Annotated in this window: 10 protein-coding genes and 2 tRNA genes; 7 read left to right on the top strand and 5 right to left on the bottom strand. The window is 68.4% G+C overall.

Going from position 1 to position 15353, the window contains the following annotated elements; translation table 11 throughout:
- Nucleotides 1–4: 4 nt before the first annotated feature.
- The 7 genes from E3O48_RS13785 (at nt 5) to adhE (ending at nt 9628) form a co-directional block, all read left to right on the top strand.
- Nucleotides 5–760, top strand: coding sequence for a polyprenol monophosphomannose synthase (locus E3O48_RS13785; RefSeq protein ID WP_134509754.1), 756 nt, complete (start codon nt 5–7; stop codon nt 758–760).
- 95 nt (nt 761–855) lie between these two features.
- Entirely contained in the window at nt 856–1548 is a 693-nt protein-coding gene (locus tag E3O48_RS13790) for an NUDIX domain-containing protein (RefSeq protein ID WP_134509756.1), read from the top strand.
- A 61-nt stretch (nt 1549–1609) separates the two neighbouring features.
- Nucleotides 1610–2926: a quinolinate synthase NadA gene (gene nadA, locus E3O48_RS13795; protein ID WP_134539566.1), complete on the top strand. Its 1317-nt coding sequence runs from the start codon at nt 1610–1612 to the stop codon at nt 2924–2926.
- Nucleotide 2927: 1 nt separating this feature from the next.
- Nucleotides 2928–4601 carry an L-aspartate oxidase gene (gene nadB, locus E3O48_RS13800; protein WP_134539568.1) on the top strand — a complete coding sequence of 558 codons (1674 nt, stop codon included), beginning with the start codon at nt 2928–2930 and terminating at the stop codon, nt 4599–4601.
- Entirely contained in the window at nt 4595–5452 is an 858-nt protein-coding gene (gene nadC / locus E3O48_RS13805) for a carboxylating nicotinate-nucleotide diphosphorylase (RefSeq protein WP_134539570.1), read from the top strand. The genes nadB and nadC overlap by 7 nt, the downstream gene beginning before the upstream one ends.
- Before the next feature lie 7 nt (nt 5453–5459).
- Nucleotides 5460–6605 carry a cysteine desulfurase family protein gene (locus tag E3O48_RS13810; protein WP_134539572.1) on the top strand — a complete coding sequence of 382 codons (1146 nt, stop codon included), beginning with the start codon at nt 5460–5462 and terminating at the stop codon, nt 6603–6605.
- A 278-nt stretch (nt 6606–6883) separates the two neighbouring features.
- Nucleotides 6884–9628: a bifunctional acetaldehyde-CoA/alcohol dehydrogenase gene (gene adhE, locus E3O48_RS13815; protein ID WP_134539574.1), complete on the top strand. Its 2745-nt coding sequence runs from the start codon at nt 6884–6886 to the stop codon at nt 9626–9628.
- A 69-nt stretch (nt 9629–9697) separates the two neighbouring features.
- Here the strand turns inward: adhE and E3O48_RS13820 are convergent, their stop codons facing one another.
- The 5 genes from E3O48_RS13820 to E3O48_RS13840 form a co-directional block, all read right to left on the bottom strand.
- Nucleotides 9698–10414, bottom strand: coding sequence for a maleylpyruvate isomerase family mycothiol-dependent enzyme (locus tag E3O48_RS13820; protein ID WP_134539576.1), 717 nt, complete (start codon nt 10412–10414; stop codon nt 9698–9700).
- A 111-nt stretch (nt 10415–10525) separates the two neighbouring features.
- Nucleotides 10526–10602 (bottom strand) — tRNA-Met (locus tag E3O48_RS13825).
- A gap of 94 nt (nt 10603–10696) precedes the next feature.
- Nucleotides 10697–10773, bottom strand: a tRNA-Met gene (locus E3O48_RS13830).
- A 223-nt stretch (nt 10774–10996) separates the two neighbouring features.
- A complete protein-coding gene (locus E3O48_RS13835) occupies nt 10997–13909 on the bottom strand; it encodes a UPF0182 family protein (protein WP_174774804.1) in 2913 nt (970 codons plus the stop codon).
- 214 nt (nt 13910–14123) lie between these two features.
- Complete coding sequence (locus E3O48_RS13840; protein ID WP_134539578.1) at nt 14124–15242, bottom strand: PDZ domain-containing protein; 1119 nt, start codon at nt 15240–15242, stop codon at nt 14124–14126.
- Between the last annotated feature and the right edge of the window lie 111 nt (nt 15243–15353).

The raw sequence follows: 15353 nt of genomic DNA on the forward strand, positions 1-15353 counted from the left end.
CTTCATGGCACAGACTCTGGTCATCATCCCGACCTACAATGAGCGCGACAACCTCGGCCCGATCGTCGGCCGCGTGCGCGCCAGCGTGCCGGATGCCGACGTGCTGGTCGTCGACGATTCGTCGCCGGACGGCACGGGCGCCCTGGCCGACGGACTGGCGGCCTCGGACGCCGCGGTGCACGTGCTGCACCGCACCAGCAAGGACGGCCTCGGCGCCGCCTACCTCGAGGCGTTCTCCTGGGCCCTCTCCCGCGGCTACGACCGGCTCGTGCAGCTCGACGCCGACGGCTCGCACCTCCCTGAGCAGCTCCCCGCCCTGCTCGACGCAGCCGATTCGGCCGACGTCGTGATGGGGTCGCGCTGGATCCCCGGCGGCGAGGTGAAGAACTGGCCGTGGCACCGTCGGGTGCTCTCCCGCGGCGGCTCGATCTACTCCAGGCTGCTCCTGCGGCTGCAGGAGCGGGATGTGACCGGGGGCTACCGGGTCTACACCGCAAACGCGCTGGAGCGGATGAGGCTCTCGAGCGTCGAAAGCCTGGGCTACTGCTTCCAGATCGACATGCTGCTTCACGCCGTTCGCGCCGGACTCCGGGTGGTCGAAGTGCCGATCACGTTCGTGGAGCGCACCCGCGGCTCCTCGAAAATGAGCGGCGGAATCGTGATCGAGGCAATGGCCCGGGTCACGATCTGGGGCCTGACCGGCAAGGGAGCGCGCCGGGTGAGGGCGTTGGAGCCTGCGGCGGCATCCGATCGAGTCTGACCTGCCATTCCGAAGTTGTGAGTTCGGGTCATTCTGACTATATGATGGTGCCACCAGTTAGAGTCACAGTGACCTTTACTTAGTGGATACCGCAGATGACCGCACCAGCACAGGCGACACTCGCCGTCTCGACGGTCATCTTCGCGCTTCGTTCCGACACGGAGTCCGACTTCAAGACCCTCTGGCTTCCGCTCGTGCGCCGCACCCGGGAGCCGTTCCTCGGCCAGTGGGCGCTTCCGGGCGGGAGCCTTCCGGCCGACGAGGAACTCGCGACGGCGGCCGCACGCACCCTCCGGGAGACCACCGGCCTGGCGCCCAAGTACCTGGAGCAGCTCTACACCTTCGGTGACCCCGGCCGCTCCCCCGGCACCCGCGTTGTTTCCGTGGTCTACTGGGCGCTCGTCGAGTCAGGGGAGGCGGCGCTCGCCGTGGACGGCGACAACGTGCAGTGGTTCCCGGCCGACCGGCTCCCCGAGCTCGCCTTCGACCACAACCGGATCGTCGAGTACGCGTTGTGGCGGCTCCGCACGAAGGTCGAGTACTCCCGGATCGCCCACGCCTTCCTCGGCGAGACCTTCACCCTGGCCCAGCTCCGGGATGTGCACGAGGCCGTGCTGCAGAAGGCCCTCGACCCGGCCAACTTCCGCCGAACGGTCGAGTCCTCCGGCACCGTCGTTGACACCGGGGAGCGCGTGGCCGGCGCCCGGCACCGTCCACCCCGCCTCTACCGATACAACGATTCCGTGCGGGCCGTCGACCTGGGCCCGCTGGGTCCGTCGATCGGCTGACCCGGATGCCCGGCCCCCTGATTTGCCGCTTTGGCTTTTCTGACCATCGAGGAGTAACCGTATGACCATCGCATCCGTTGACCAGGCCATCCAGCTGATCAGCACCGGAGCCGCCACGGGCAGCACCTGCAGCCCCGAGCTCGCCGCCGGGCCGTGGGAGTTCGACGCCGGAACACCGGGCTACGGTCCGGGCTCGTCCATGGGCGACGTGATCCCGACCGGATCGCCACGGCAGGGGGCGCTGCCGGAGACCTACCGGGTGGCGTCGCCGGAGGAGCTGGCCGACCGCATCCGCGCCGCGAAGAAGACCCTCGGCGACCGGGTGGTCGTCCTGGGCCATTTCTACCAGCGGGACGAGGTGCTCCAGCACGCCGATTTCGTCGGTGACTCGTTCCAGCTGGCCCAGGCCACGAAGAGCCGGCCCGACGCGGAGGCCATCGTCTTCTGCGGCGTGCACTTCATGGCCGAGACCGCCGACCTGCTCTCCACCCCGGCCCAGGCCGTCATCCTGCCCAACCTGGCCGCGGGCTGCTCGATGGCGGACATGGCCGACATCGACTCGGTCACCGACTGCTGGGAACAGCTCGAGGAGCAGTACGGTACGGCCCCGGATGCCGACGGCCGGGTGCCCGTCATCCCGGTCACCTACATGAACTCCTCGGCGGCGCTCAAGGCGTTCTGCGGCGCGCACGGTGGCATCGTCTGCACCTCGTCGAACGCGGAGACCGTGCTCGAGTGGGCGTTCGAACGCGGCCGGCGGGTGCTGTTCTTTCCCGACCAGCACCTCGGCCGCAACACGGCCAAAGCCATGGGTGTGCCGCTCGACCGGATGCCGATGTGGAACCCGCGCAAACTGCGGGGCGGCAACACGGCGGCCGAACTCGACGCCGCTCAGGTCGTGCTCTGGCACGGTTTCTGCAGCGTGCACAAGCGCTTCACCGTGGACCAGATCGACACCGCCCGCCGGGAGCACGCCGGCGTGCGGGTGATCGTGCACCCGGAGTGCCCAATGGCGGTCGTCGACGCCGCGGACGAATACGGCTCCACCGACTACATCACCAAGGCCATCGAGGCGGCTCCCGCTGGGTCGACGTTCGCCATCGGCACGGAAATCAACCTGGTGCAGCGCCTCGCGGCCCAGCATCCGGAACACACGATCTTCTGCCTCGACCCGGTGATCTGCCCGTGCTCGACGATGTACCGCATCCACGCCGGCTACCTGGCCTGGGTGCTCGAGGGTCTGGTCGGCACCGTCGACCGGCCGCCCGTCGTGCTCAACCGGATCCGCGTGTCGGACGACGTCGCGGCGCCCGCCCGCACCGCCCTCGAACGGATGCTCGCGGCCCGGCCGCCCGCACCGGCCCGCCAGGACGCCTGAAATGGCCGACGTCCTCGTCATCGGCAGCGGCCTGGCCGGACTGATCGCCGCCATCCGGGCGACCGACGCCGGCCACACTGTCACCCTGGTGACCAAGGCGGCCCTGCCGGACAGCAACACCCGGTACGCCCAGGGTGGCATCGCCGCGGCGATGTTCCCCGACGACTCGGTGGAATCCCATATGGTCGACACCCTGCGGGCCGGGGCGGGCCTCTGCGATGCCGCCGCCGTCCGGGTGCTGTGCACGGAGGGTCCCGCCCGTGTGCGGGACCTCATCCGCTTCGGCGTCGACTTCGACCGGGATGAATCCGGGGTCACCCGCGGACTCGAAGCCGCGCATTCGCGGTCGCGCGTGCTGCACGCCGGCGGCGACGCGACCGGCGCCGCCATCGAGTCCGCCCTGGTCGCCACCGTGCGGGAACGCGCGGAACGGGCCCGCACGCTCACCCCGGGAATCGACGGCGCCGGGCCCCGCTTGCTCGTGCGCGAACACACCATGCTCGTCGACCTCGTCGTGGCGGGCGGCCGGGTGGGCGGCGCGATTCTGCTCGGCCCCGACGGCGAACTGCAGAGCCTCACCGCGGACTCGGTCATCCTCGCCACCGGCGGTGCGGGCTCACTCTACCCGCACACCACGAATCCGGCCCTGGCCACCGGCGACGGCGTGGCAGCGGCCTGGCGGGCCGGCGCGGCAGTCGCCGACCTGGAGTTCTACCAGTTCCACCCGACCGCCCTCGCGGTGCCCGGCACCCCCCTCGTCTCGGAGGCGGTGCGGGGCGAGGGCGCGGTGCTCCACAACGCGCTCGGCACCCGGTTCATGCTCGACGTGCACCCGGGCGCCGAACTCGCTCCCCGCGACGTCGTCGCCCGAAGCATCGCCCATGAGATGGCCGGGCAGGACGGGGCTCCCGTGCTGCTGGACGCCACCGGGCTCGGCCGCGACCTGCTCGAACACCGGTTCCCGACCATCACCGCGGCCTGCCGCCAGGCCGGCCTGGACTGGGCCACCGAGCCGATCCCGGTCGCCCCGGCCGCCCACTACTGGATGGGCGGCGTGCTCACCGATATCTGGGGCAGAACGAGCCTGCCCGGCCTCTACGCGGTCGGCGAGACGGCCCGCACCGGAGCGCACGGCGCGAACCGACTGGCCTCGAACTCCCTCCTCGAGGCGGCCGTGTTCGCCGACCGGGCCGTGCGCGCGTTGGGGGTCTCCCCTGTCGACGGTGTGGACACCGCCGGGGACGCTGGAGCCGACGCCGTCCAGGGCACGTCGGACCCGCGGCCCGCGGCGGCCTTGAGCGGCCGATCGACGCTGCCGTTCGCCGACCGGGAGGCGATCCAGCGAGTCATGTGGCAGTACGCGGGCGTGCTCCGGAGCGGCGAGGGCCTCGCTGCCGCCGCCGCCACCCTGGCCGGCTGGAACCGACCGGCCACCGGCCCGGATGCCGACCCCCGCCCTAATATGCAGATCCAGGCATACGAAGATGCGAACCTCTTCGACCTCGCCCGGATCACCGTGGCGGCGGCACTCGGCCGGGAGGAATCCCGCGGCGCCCACTACCGCTCCGACTTCCCGGCCAGCCGGCCGGAGCTCGCCCACACGGTCGCCTTCAGCCGGGCGACGAAGGACACGACCGAAACGAACACCGAGGCCGAGGAGGCCATCGCATGCTGACCTTGACTGCCATCGACACCGTCGTGCGCACCGCACTCGACGAAGACGCCCCCTGGGGCGATGTGACCAGCGAGGTGCTCATCCCCGCCGACGCCGTGGCGACCGCCCAGCTCGTGGCGCGGGAGTCCGGCGTCTTCAGCGGCGGCCCGGTGTTCGCCTCGGCGTTCCGGCTGACCGACCAGCGCATCGACGTGCGCCTGTTCGTGGCGGACGGCGCCGCTTTCAAGGCGGGAGAGGTGCTCGCGGAGGCGTCCGGGCCCGCCCGTGGCATCCTCCAGGCGGAGCGGATCGGATTGAACTTCGTGCAACGGATGAGCGGCATCGCCACGCTCACGGCACTTTATGTCGCCGAGACGGCCGGCACCCGCGCCCGGATCGTGGACACCAGGAAGACCACCCCCGGCCTGCGCGCGATCGAGCGCCACGCCGTGCGGAGCGGCGGCGGCCACAACCACCGCTTCAGCCTGTCCGACGCCGTGATGGCCAAGGACAACCACCTGGCCGTGCTCACCGCCGGCGGCCTCGGGCTCACCGAGGCGCTGCTCCAGGTGCGGGACCGCATTTCGCACACCACGCACCTCGAGGTGGAGGTGGACCGGATCGACCAGATCGAGCCCGTGCTGGCCGCCGGCGTCGACACCATCATGCTCGACAACTTCACGCCGGAGCACCTCGCGGAGGGCGTTCGACTGACCGCCGGCCGCGCCCTGGTCGAGGCCAGCGGCGGGGTCTCGCTGGCCACCGTGCGCGCCATCGCCGAGTCGGGGGTCGACATCATCTCGGTCGGGGCCTTGACCCACAGCGTGCGCTCACTCGACCTCGGCCTCGACATCGCGGTGCTCGAGGGCTGAGCCGCTGATGGTCTACCTCGACAACGCCGCCACCACCCCCGTGCGCCGGGAGGTGCTCGACGCGCTCTGGCCGCAGCTCACCGGCGGGTTCGGCAACCCGTCCAGCCACCACCAGGTGGGCGAGGCCGCGGCCGCCACCCTGCTCGCGGCACGGACGTCGGTCGCCGCGGTCCTCGGCTGCCGCGCCACCGAGGTGGTCTTCACGAGCGGCGGCACCGAGGCCGACAACCTCGCGGTCAAGGGCATCGCGCTCGGGTCGCCCCGCGGCCGGCAGATCATCACGTCCCCGGTCGAACACGAGGCGGTGCTCGAGTCCTGCGACTACCTGCGACGCCTGCACGGCTTCGAGATCACCATGCTCGACCCGGATTCCTCCGGCCAGGTCGACCCCGAGCAGCTGCGCCGCGTGCTCCGTCCGGAGACGACCCTGGTGTCCGTGCAGTACGCCAACAACGAGGTCGGCACCATCCAGCCGCTCCGCGAGCTCACCGCCCTCAGCCGGGCGGCGGGGGTGCCGTTCCACACCGATGCCGTGCAGGCCGCCGGCTGGCTCTCCCTCTCCATCGTTGAGCTGGGCGTCGACGCCCTGAGCCTCTCCGGGCACAAACTCGGGGCCCCCCAGGGGATCGGGGCGGCCTACCTGCGCCGCCGGCTTCCGATCGAACCGCTGGTGCACGGCGGCGGCCAGGAACGCGGCCGCCGCAGTGGAACCGAGAATGTCGCGGGGGCCGTCGCCCTGGCGGTCGCGCTTCGCCTGGCAGAACAGGAACGCGTGGCCGCGTCGGAGCGGGTGACCCGGCTGCGCGACGCCTTCATCGCCACGGTGCTGACCGGCACGTCCGCCGCCCGGCTCACCGGGCATCCGTCCGCGCGCCTGCCCGGCAGCGCATCCTTCGTCTTCCCCGGCACCAGCGGTGAAGCCGTTCTGCTCGAACTGGAGCAGCGCGGGATCGTCTGTTCAAGCGGCTCGGCCTGTGCGGCGGGCAGCGACGAACCCTCGCACGTACTCACCGCGCTGGGGCTCCCGGCGGAGGAGGCGCTCACCTCCGTGCGGTTCACCCTGGCGTCGGGCACGGCCACCGCCGAAGCCGGCCGGGCCGCGGCCGCCGTGCAGGACGCCGTCGCAGCCGTGCAGCACCTCGGCCGCCGCTGATCCGGCATCCGCACCACGCCCGTCCACGCGACGCCGGCGCCCGCGCGGGACCGCTCGCGGGCGCGCCCGCGTGGAGGGGGACCCCGCATTCCCCCTCTGGAGAAAAAAGTTCAAAAATCTTCCGAGGCCGAAATCAGCGGAAACATCAGCATAAATGCATCAATGTATCTCTGTTGACGGCCCAGCCGCCCTACCCCTGATGCTCGACCCCCGTCGCGGGGTCGTAGAATTACGCTAAGAGGCGAAAAGCCCAAGTTGGGCTGCCGAAGAGGGGCACCATGACAATAATCGACAAACCAGTCACCGAGTCACTTGCAACAACAATTGACACCCTGGTTAAAGGCGCGAGCGAAGCACTGCTCGAATATGCCAATTTCACGCAGGAACAGATCGACCACATCGTCAAGAAGGCGTCGGTAGCGGCCCTCAGCAAGCATGCCGAACTGGCTGTTCACGCTGTAGAGGAAACCGGCCGCGGCGTCTTCGAAGACAAGGCCGTGAAGAACCTCTTCGCATGCGAGCACGTTACGAACTCCATGCAGAACCTTAAAACAGTCGGCGTTATCAGCCACGACGAAATTACCGGCATCACCGAAATCGCCGAGCCGGTCGGTGTTATCTGCGGAATCACCCCGGTGACGAACTGCACCTCGACCGCAATCTTTAAATCCCTTATCGCCCTCAAGACCCGCAACCCGATCGTGTTCGGCTTCCACCCCGCAGCACAGCAGTCCTCCGCTGCCGCCGCACGCATTGTGCGCGACGCGGCCATCGCCGCCGGCGCACCGAAGAACTGTATCCAGTGGATCGAAGTTCCTTCACTCGAAGCCAGCACCCTGCTGATGAACCACCCGGGCGTGGCCACCATCCTCGCGACCGGTGGAAACGCCATGGTCCGCGCGGCCTACTCCTGCGGCAAGCCCGCCCTCGGTGTCGGCGCCGGCAACGTGCCGGCGTTCATCGAGAAGAGCGCCAAGCTCAAGCGTGCCGTCAACGACGTCGTGCTCTCGAAGGCCTTCGACTACGGCATGATCTGCGCTTCGGAGCAGGCCGTCATCATCGAAGAGCCCCTCTACAACGAGGCCATGGCCGAGTTCAAGCTCCTCCACGCCTACCGGGTCACCCCGGCCGAGAAGACCATGCTCGAAGAGTTCATCTTCGGCGTGCAGGCCAACTCGGAGAACTGCGGCGGCGCCAAGCTGAACGCCTCCGTCGTCGGCAAGTCGCCGGTCTGGATCGCCCAGCAGGCCGGATTCACCGTTCCGGAAGACACGTCGATCATCCTGGTCGAGGTTGCAAGCGTTGGACCGCACGAGCCGATGACCCGCGAGAAGCTCGCCCCGGTCCTCGCCGTGCTGCACGCCAAGGACACCGAAGAAGGCATCTCGCTCTCCGAGCAGATGGTGGAATTCGACGGTCTCGGCCACTCGGGCTCGATCCACAGCGAGAACCCCGCGATCATCGAGGAGTTCGGCAAGCGCGTCAAGGCCGTTCGCATCATCACCAACGCCCCCAGCTCGCTCGGCGGCATCGGTGACATCTACAACGCCTTCATCCCCTCGCTGACCCTCGGTTGTGGCTCGTACGGCCACAACTCCGTGTCGAACAACGTGTCGGCGATCAACCTCATCAACGTCAAGCGGATCGGTCGAAGGAACAACAACTTGCAGTGGTTCAAGGTCCCCGCCAAGACGTACTTCGAGCCGAACGCCATCCGTTACCTGACGGACATGCGCAACGTGGAACGCGTCACCATCGTCACCGACGCGACCATGACCAAGCTCGGCTTCGTCGACAAGATCCTCGACGTGCTCAACCGCCGCGAGAACCGCGTGTCGCTGCAGATCATCGACAACGTGCTCCCCGAGCCGACCGTGTCCGCCGTCACCAAGGGTGCCGAAGAGATGCGGGCCTTCAAGCCCGACACGATCATCGCCCTCGGCGGCGGTTCGCCGATGGACGCCGCCAAGGTCATGTGGCTCCTCTACGAACACCCCGAAATCGAATTCTCCGACATGAAGGAAAAGTTCTTCGACGTGCGCAAGCGCGCGTTCAAGTTCCCCGACCTCGGTGAACTCGCCAAGCTCGTCTGCATCCCGACCACTTCGGGAACCGGCTCAGAGATGACACCGTTCGCCGTCATCACGGACGAGGTCAGCGGAGTGAAGTACCCGCTCGCCGACTACGCCCTGCTGCCGACCGTCGCGATCATCGACCCGTCGCTGACCGCAGCGATGCCGTCGTTCCTCGTCGCCGACTCAGGCTTCGATGCCCTGACGCACGCGACAGAGGCGTACGTCTCCGTCTACGCGAACGACTTCACCGACGGCCTCTGCCTGCACGCGATCAAGCTCATCTTCGAGAACATCGCGATCAGCGCCAACGGCACGGCGAACAGCACGGATGCCGGCGTCATCAAGGCCCGCGAGAAGATGCACAACGCGTCCTCGATCGCCGGAATGGCTTTCGGTAACGCGTTCCTCGGTATTTGTCACGCGATGGCCCACGTCACGGGTGCGCAGCTCCACTTGATCCACGGTCGAGTGAACGCCACGTACCTGCCGCACGTGATCCGTTACAACGGGCTCATCCCGACCAAGCTGACCAGCTGGCCCAAGTACGAGAGCTACATCGCTCCCGAGCGTTTCCAGCAGATCGCCAAGCACCTCGGCCTCCCGGCCTCGACGCCTGAAGAGGGCATCGAGTCCTACGCCCAGGCAGTCGAGAAGCTGCGCGACCAGGTCGGCATCAAGCCGTCCTTCCAGGCACAGGGCGTCAACGAGGAAGACTTCATCGGTCGCCTCGACGCCCTCGCGATGGGCGCCTACGGCGACCAGTGCGCACCGGCCAACCCGCGCATGCCGATGCTCGCCGACATGAAGACCATCATGGAAGCCGCGTACTACGGCACCTCGTTCAAGGAGGTGCGCGCCAACCGCGCCGCCGTCGTGGACGAAGCGATCAAGACCGGCGCCGAAGAGCACGGCGACGCCAAGAAGCCCGCACGCAAGGCAGCCAAGTAGGCCTGACCGCCCACTGAACGCAGAACGGCCCCGCACCGAAAGGTGCGGGGCCGTTCTGCGTTCCCGCGTTCAGAGCCAGCGCGGCGGCGCAGGGACGTCCCCCGCGGCGGCAGATACTCCCAGTGAGCCTCTGCCGGCGGCCCAGGCGGTCAGGGCGGCGAGGGACCCGCGCAGCTGCACCCCCGCATCCGCAGCCCCGCTGGAGGCGCTCGCGGAGTCGGTCGGCGTCAGACGGATGCCCGGCTCGCCCCTGGCCTGCCAGGCGCCGGTGATGTCGCCGAGGATGCGCTCGAGCACCGGTGCCGGGATGTCCCGGAATGAGGCGCCCGTGTTCAGGTCGACCGCGTGGATCCACACCTCCCGGGTGCGCATCCACCGCGTTTCCGACGCGGGGACCATGGCGCCCTGGCCGTTCCGCACCGGGTGCTCCCACCGGGATTCGGGCACGTCACCCCAGCACGTGTCCAGGCGGGCCGCCGAGTCGGCGAAGAGTCGCCGCAGCGCGCCGGGGGCGAGGAGCGCGCCATCCCGGATCTCGGTGTTGCGCACCTCCGCTGAGGCGTACATCGGCGTCTCGACGCCGGTGGAGGCCCACTGGGCCAGCCGGCCGAGGGCGAGGGCGTTGTAGCAGACGTGGGCCACGACGTGGGCACGGGTCCAGCCGGGAAGCAGGGACTCCCCCGCCAGCGCGCCGTCCGGAAGTGCGTCGAGCCGGCGGCGGAAGAACTCGGTGCCGAGGCTGGCCGCCTGCACCGTGGCGGTCGGGTCAGACGGGCGCAGAGGCATTCAGCTCTCCCTGGATCACTGGAGGATCCCGGTTGACCGCCCCGCGCCTATCCTCGCAGGAGCGGCAGGGAACGAGAAAACCCCCGGAATCGCGAGGATTCCGGGGGTTATTGGTTGCGGGGGCAGGATTTGAACCTACGACCTCTGGGTTATGAGCCCAGCGAGCTACCGAACTGCTCCACCCCGCGCTACAAGATCTAATCTACCACAGCCCCGCTAGTGCACGGCCCAGGCGGCCGGGCATGAGAAAACCCCCGGAATCACGAGGATTCCGGGGGATATTGGTTGCGGGGGCAGGATTTGAACCTACGACCTCTGGGTTATGAGCCCAGCGAGCTACCGAACTGCTCCACCCCGCGCTACAAGTACAAATTTACCACAGCCTCGCGAACCGGCCGACCACAACCCCCGTTTTCACTGGCCCCCGACGCCGAAACGNACAGCCTCGCGAACCGGCCGACCACAACCCCCGTTTTCACTGGCCCCCGACGCCGAAACGCGGGTGCCGTGCCGCTCCCCCGGATGGAAGAACCACCGGCGGAGCGGCACGGCACCCGCGCGTGGCGGATGGTGCCTGCCGGGCTACCCCAGCAGTGCCAGCATGCTGGCGATGGTGTCGGCCAGCTTCTTGTCCGCGGTGCCGTAAGCAGCGAAGTCACCGGCGGACAGGGCCGCCTGCTTGTCGCTGAGTGCCTGCTTGGCGACGGCGAGGAGCGACTTGAGCTGGGCATCCTTCGCCGGGTCGCCGGTCGACGTCGGCGGAGTGGTCGTCCCGGTGGCCGGCGGGGTCGTCGTGGTCGGCGGTGTCGTCGTGGTCGGCGGCACGCTGGTGTCGCCGGCGTTCGCACCGGAGTCACCGCCGAAGAGCACGTCGAGCGCCTTGTCGAGGGTGTCCTCGAAGGCGATCTGGTCGCCGAACGCCACGAGCACCTTCTGCAGCAGCGGGTAACTGGTCTCACCGGTCGACTGCACGTAGACGGGCTGCACGTAGAGGAGTCCCCCGCCGACGGGCAGTGTGAGCAGGTTTCCGTTGAGCACCTTCGACTGGCCCTGCTTGAGCAGGTTCAGCTGGGTGGACACGGTCGGGTCGGCGTTGAACTTGGCCTGCACCTGGCCCGGACCGGGGACGGTGTCGTCCTTCGGCAGGGTGAGCAGTCTGATCTTGCCGTAGCCGGCGGCACGCTTGCCATCGGTGGACCCGGCATCCGCATCGACGGCCAGATAGCCGGTGAGCACGTTACGGCTGGTCGCGCCGGTCGCGTCAGGGATGAAGGTCGAATACAGCGTGAACGCCGGCTTCTCCGACCCCGGCACCTGCATGGTGAGGTAGTACGGCGGCTGCAGGGTTGTGTTCGTCGACGGCGACACCGGGTCGTTCGGGGTGGTCCACGCGTCGTCGACCGAGTAGAACGAACCGGGGTCGGTGACGTGGTACTTGCCGAGCACCTTCCGCTGCACCTTGAACAGGTCCGCGGGGTAGCGCACGTGGCTCATCAGGTCACCGCTCATCGCGCTCATCGGCTTGAGCGTCGATGGGAAGATCTTCTGCCACGTCTTCAGGATGGGCTCCTTGTCGTCCCAGGCGTAGAGCGTGACGGAACCGTCGTAGGCGTCGACCGTGGCCTTGACGGAGTTGCGCATGTAGTTGACGTTGTCGAGCGCGAACGGCTGGGGCGGCGTCTCGGTGTCGGCGATCGCGTCGCTCAGCCCGACCGGGGTCGAGTACGGGTAGCCGGCCGAGGTGGTGTAGCCGTCGATGATCCACTTCAGGCGCCCGTCGACGACGGACGGGTAGGCGTCCGAGTCGAGCGTGAGGTACGGCGCCACCTTCTGCACCCGGGTGACCGGGTCGCGGTCGTAGAGGATCTGCGACTTCTCGTTCACGTCGTTGGCGAGGAAGATCTGCTCGGACTGGAACTTCAGGGCGTAGATCAGCTTGTTGAAGGCGTTGTCGAGCTTCGGACCGCCGTTGCCGGTGAAGGTCGTGTAGGTCTGCTGGGCGCCCTCCGTGCCGGACGGGTAGTCGAGTTCGACCGGCTTGCTGCCCTCAGGGGCTCCCACGATCGAGTAGGTCGGCGAGCTCTCGCCGAAGTACACCCGCGGCTCGTACTTGCCAAGCGACCCGCTGCTCGGGATGCCGGACTCGAGGAACACCGGCTGGCCGTCGGCCGACCGCTGGTTGCCGTAGGCAGCCACGACGCCGTACCCGTGGGTGTAGACGATGGTCGAGTTCACCCAGGTGGCTCCGGCGTTGAGGCCGGACAGCTTGAGGTCTCGCACGGCGACCACGGTGTCCTGGGACTTCTTGTCGATCGTGTACCGGTCGACGTCGAGGTTCGACGGGAACTGGTAGTACTGCTTGAACTGCTCGAGCTGGCTGAACGCGTCGCTGACCAGGGCCGGGTCGAGGATGCGGATGTTCGCGGTGGTCTCGGCGTCGGCGCGGAGCGCGCCGGGCTCGGCCGTGGTGCTCGCGTTGTAGGGGACCTCCTCGACCTTGTCGAGGCCGTAGGCGTCCCTGGTGAGGTCGATGTTGCGTTTGATGTAGGGCGACTCGAGCGTCTTGGCGCTGGGGACGACCTGGAAGCGCTGCACCACCCACGGGTAGAGCGAGCCGAGCAGCAGGCTGCTCACGATCAGGAGCGCGGTGCCGATGACGGGCAGGCGCCAGCGGCCGATGACCGCCGTGACCAGGAACAGGATGGCGACGACGGCCGCGATCCCGGCGAGGATCGCCCGCCCGGGGATGGTGGCGTTGACATCGGTATAGCCGGCGCCGGTGAACAGCTCGTTCGTGTCGGTCAGGGTGGAGTACTGGTCCAGCCAGATGCTCACCGCCTGGAGCAGCAGGTAGAGGCTGGCGGTGACCGCGATCTGGATCCTGGCCGCACGGGCGACGAGCACGTCACGTCCGCTGACCCGGATCGAACCGTAGAGGTAGCTGGTTGCGGCAGCCACGATGGCCGCGATCAGCACGACGGCCGACGCGAAGCCGAGCAGGGCCTGGAAGAACGGCAGGTCGAACAGGTAGAACGAGACGTCGAAACCGAACTGGGGGTCGGTCTTGCCTGTGGGGGTGCTGTTCAGCCACATCAGCACGACCTGCCAACGGGTCGCGGCGGCAACGCCGGCGAACAGGCCGAGCAGTGCCGGGATGCCGTACATGGCGAGGCGGCGCAACGGCTCGATGACCTGCTGGTACCGGTCGAGCTGCGAGTTCAGCTTGGCGTAGACGGGGCGGAGCCGGTAGGCGACCTGAATACTCACCCAGACCGGGAGGGCCATCGCCACGAAGCCGATCAGGAACAGCACCGTGCCCGCGAACCACTGGGTGGTCAGCACGCTGAGGAAGCCGAGCTGGTCGAACCAGAGCACATCCGCGTACAGTCCGGCGAAGATGAAGAACACAATCACCAGCCCTGCGATGATCGCGGCCGTGATGGCGAGGGGGGCTCTGCTCCGTCGGGGGGTGCCCGCGGATGAATTTGTGCTCACGAATTGGCCTCTTGCTCTGTCCGATAAGGGTCAACGTCTAGTCTAGACAGGGGTTTCGTTCCCTAGCTGCACGTTGACCGCGAGGCTCAAACCTCCCCCGGAAGGGAACTGCTCCGGCAGAGGCAGAGGCAGCGGCGCGGCGCGCAGGTGCCAGTGCTCCCCGGTGCGGGAAACAACGGCGCTGATACCCTGCGCCCTTGCTGCGGGCAGCGGATCACCCGGCCGGGCAGGTGGGCAGCTTGGCCAGGTCCCCGTCGGTGCGGATGGCGTCCAGCACCGCGAGCGAGTCGTCGAGCGTCTTCACCGCGAAGACCTTGAGCCCGTCGGGGATGTGTCCGGTGACCTCGTTGCAGTTGTCCGCCGGTGCCAGGAACCAGTCGACGCCGGCCGCGCTGGCGCCCTCGAGTTTCTGGCGGATTCCGCCGATCGGGCCGACCGTGCCGGCCTGGTCGATGGTTCCGGTTCCGGCGACATCCGCCCCGCCCTGGATCGCACCCGGCGTGAGCTTGTCGATGATCCCGAGGGCGAACATCATGCCGGCGCTCGGCCCGCCCACCTGGTCGAGCTGGATCTTCACGTCGAACGGGAAGTCGTAGGAGGTCGTGACGTTGATGCCGACGACCACGGCCCCGGCTGTGGAGGACTTCACGGGGGCGACCTGCACGGTGAGGTTCTTGCCGTCGCGGACGATGCCGATGCTGGCGGGAGTCTCGGTGCCGTTGGCCTTGAGGGCCTTCCGCAGCGCGGCGATGTCGGCCACCGCGGCGCCGTTGACGGACACGACCTGGTCGCCGGCCTTCATGATCCCCTGGGCCGGGGAGTCCTTGGGCAGGGAGACGACGGAGACGACGGTCGGGTAGTCGTAGCCGAGGTTGGTCAGGGCCGCGGCGATGGCATCCTGTTGCGAGTCGACCATCATGGCCTGGTTCTCCTCGTCACGCTGCCTGGTCGTCACGCTCGGCGGGAAGGCCGCATCGATCGGGATGACCGCCTGGCTGGGGTCGAGCCACGCCGCGGCGACCTTCAGCCAGCTCGGCCGGTTGTCGGGATTTCCGACCAGCGACACCGTGAGCAGGTCGAGGCTGCCCTTGGTCGGGTAGACGGTCTCGCCGGGGATGGTGATCAGGGGCGTCTCGGTTCCGTTGTGATTCGCCGCGCCGATCGTGTTGTAGACCGGCCCCGGCTTCTCGATCACGTACGGCGAAGGGGTAACGCCCAGGATCAGGCCGATCGTGAGCGCAACGCCGAGCACAATCCAGCCGGCCCGTCCGGAGCGGCCCGGTCGATGCGGATGTTCGCCGGACGGTGGCGCGTCATCGGTGAAAAGGGCCACCGGGTTCCTTCCAGATTGCGTGTTCGCGACAGGCGGACACCAGACCCACCAGCGTAGGACATTTCCCAGCTCGGACAGCCGATCTCCGGATAGCGTAGAGGCACGCGACTG

The sequence above is a fragment of the Cryobacterium sp. HLT2-28 genome, assembly GCF_004402495.1.
Classification (GTDB): domain Bacteria; phylum Actinomycetota; class Actinomycetes; order Actinomycetales; family Microbacteriaceae; genus Cryobacterium; species Cryobacterium mannosilyticum.

What these genes read in the sequence shown, in the direction of transcription:
- E3O48_RS13785 (WP_134509754.1), top strand. Translation starts at nt 5, where the DNA reads ATGGCACAGACTCTGGTCATCATCCCGACCTACAATGAGCGCGACAAC.
- E3O48_RS13790 (WP_134509756.1), top strand. Translation starts at nt 856, where the DNA reads ATGACCGCACCAGCACAGGCGACACTCGCCGTCTCGACGGTCATCTTC.
- nadA (WP_134539566.1), top strand. Translation starts at nt 1,610, where the DNA reads ATGACCATCGCATCCGTTGACCAGGCCATCCAGCTGATCAGCACCGGA.
- nadB (WP_134539568.1), top strand. Translation starts at nt 2,928, where the DNA reads ATGGCCGACGTCCTCGTCATCGGCAGCGGCCTGGCCGGACTGATCGCC.
- nadC (WP_134539570.1), top strand. Translation starts at nt 4,595, where the DNA reads ATGCTGACCTTGACTGCCATCGACACCGTCGTGCGCACCGCACTCGAC.
- E3O48_RS13810 (WP_134539572.1), top strand. Translation starts at nt 5,460, where the DNA reads ATGGTCTACCTCGACAACGCCGCCACCACCCCCGTGCGCCGGGAGGTG.
- adhE (WP_134539574.1), top strand. Translation starts at nt 6,884, where the DNA reads ATGACAATAATCGACAAACCAGTCACCGAGTCACTTGCAACAACAATT.
- E3O48_RS13820 (WP_134539576.1), bottom strand. Translation starts at nt 10,414, where the DNA reads ATGCCTCTGCGCCCGTCTGACCCGACCGCCACGGTGCAGGCGGCCAGC.